We start from the raw sequence: 1,411 nt of genomic DNA on the forward strand, positions 1-1,411 counted from the left end.
AAAATAGGGGCCATGAGCCCGAAAAAAGGCTATGACACCGACGTGACCGACGAAGAATGGGCCTTTGTCCTCCCGTACCTGGCCCTCAACAAACCCGACAGCAAACACCGCAAATATCCCCTCAGAGACATCTTCAATGCTCTCAGGTGGATCATCTGTGCAGGTGCTCCATGGCGCATGATGCCGAACGACCTCCCACCCTGGGCCATCGTCTACCAACAAACCCAGCGCTGGATTCAAGCTGGAGTTTTCGAGGACATCGTGCATGACTTACGGGAAATCCTGCGCATCGCAGCGGATCGAAACGCCAAACCCACCGCCGTGATCCTCGATTCCAGAACCCTGCAATCCACCCCTGAGAGTGGGGGTCGAGGTGGCTATGACGGGGCCAAAAAACGTAAGGGCAGTAAAGTCCACATGGCTGTGGATACCCTCGGCCATCTCCTGGCCCTGGTGGTGACCCCGGCCAATGAACAGGACCGATCCCAGGTGGTGGAACTCGCAAAGCAAGTCCAGGACGTCACCGAGGTGAATGTGGAAATTGCGTATGTCGATCAGGGCTACACTGGGCAAGAAGTGGCAACTCGGGCAGCTGTAGAGGGTGGAATTGAGCTGCAGGTCGTCAAATACCCTGAATTTAAGAAGGGCTTTGTGCTGCTTCCCAAACGCTGGGTGGTGGAGCGGTCTTTTGGCTGGCTTTCTCGTTTCAGACGGCTTGCTCGGGATTACGAGCGGCTCCCCGAAACAGTGAAAGGTTTGCATTTTCTAGCGTTTGCTTTCTTGCTCCTCCACCGGGCCGGATCTCTTCTGGTCCCACTTCAGGCATAAACTTCCTAACACGCTCTACGAAGAAGGTATGAGCCTCTTGTACCTCCAGATTGTACATGGTGCGGGCTTCCTGGATGGTATGGATGTACTTGACTTCACCCAGGGTGCCATCAGCCTGCTTGAGTTTGTCCCCAACTTTGAGGTGCCCAGCCCCCACCCACTTCTCACTCAGGTCCGGGTGGCCTTCAGGTTTGGGTCTGGGTTCATCGGCTGAACGCTCCTTGACGTAGTTGGAGCGTCCAAATATGGGGGTCATACAGCAAGGGATTTCGAAATGAAAATGGTGCTACCCGAAGGCCGTAGCACCTCGGTAGCACCCCGGTAGCACCAAAAACTGCTATCTGACCTGTTTTGCAGTATCCTTGAGCAGGTCATTCAGGGTCAAAGCGGCCTCTTTGCGCTGCTCCTCATACACATGGGTGTAGATTCGTAGGGTCAAACTGGCATCCTGATGTCCCAGTCTTTCTGCCACCACTTTGATGGGAATCCCTTGCCGTACCAGCAAGGAAGCTGATGTGTGTCGCAGGTCATGCAGTCTGATTCTGGGCACCCCAGCGAGCCCAATCAGCTTGTGGAACACCTT

The 1,411-nt window shown here is 54.9% G+C and carries 2 protein-coding genes and 1 pseudogene; 1 reads left to right on the forward strand and 2 read right to left on the reverse strand.

The annotated features are described in order from the left end of the window. Positions 1–12 precede the first annotated feature (12 nt). The gene (locus DC3_RS28750) at positions 13–828 is read left to right on the forward strand and encodes an IS5 family transposase (RefSeq protein WP_146892252.1); all 816 of its coding nucleotides are present in this window, start codon (positions 13–15) and stop codon (positions 826–828) included. A 73-nt stretch (positions 829–901) separates the two neighbouring features. On the opposite strand, the pseudogene DC3_RS29905 reads toward DC3_RS28750, so the two are convergent. Both DC3_RS29905 and DC3_RS28760 read right to left on the reverse strand, forming a co-directional pair. Next, positions 902–1,084, reverse strand: a pseudogene (locus DC3_RS29905) (hypothetical protein); the annotation flags it as partial. Between the two features lie 81 nt (positions 1,085–1,165). Further along, a partial coding sequence (locus DC3_RS28760; RefSeq protein ID WP_146892258.1) for a tyrosine-type recombinase/integrase occupies positions 1,166–1,411 on the reverse strand: 246 nt, incomplete at its 5' end.

Source organism: Deinococcus cellulosilyticus NBRC 106333 = KACC 11606 (assembly GCF_007990775.1).
GTDB classification, from domain to species: Bacteria; Deinococcota; Deinococci; order Deinococcales; family Deinococcaceae; genus Deinococcus_C; species Deinococcus_C cellulosilyticus.

Coding starts and splice junctions, on each gene's coding strand:
- DC3_RS28750 (WP_146892252.1), top strand. CDS start 13: ATGAGCCCGAAAAAAGGCTATGACACCGACGTGACCGACGAAGAATGG.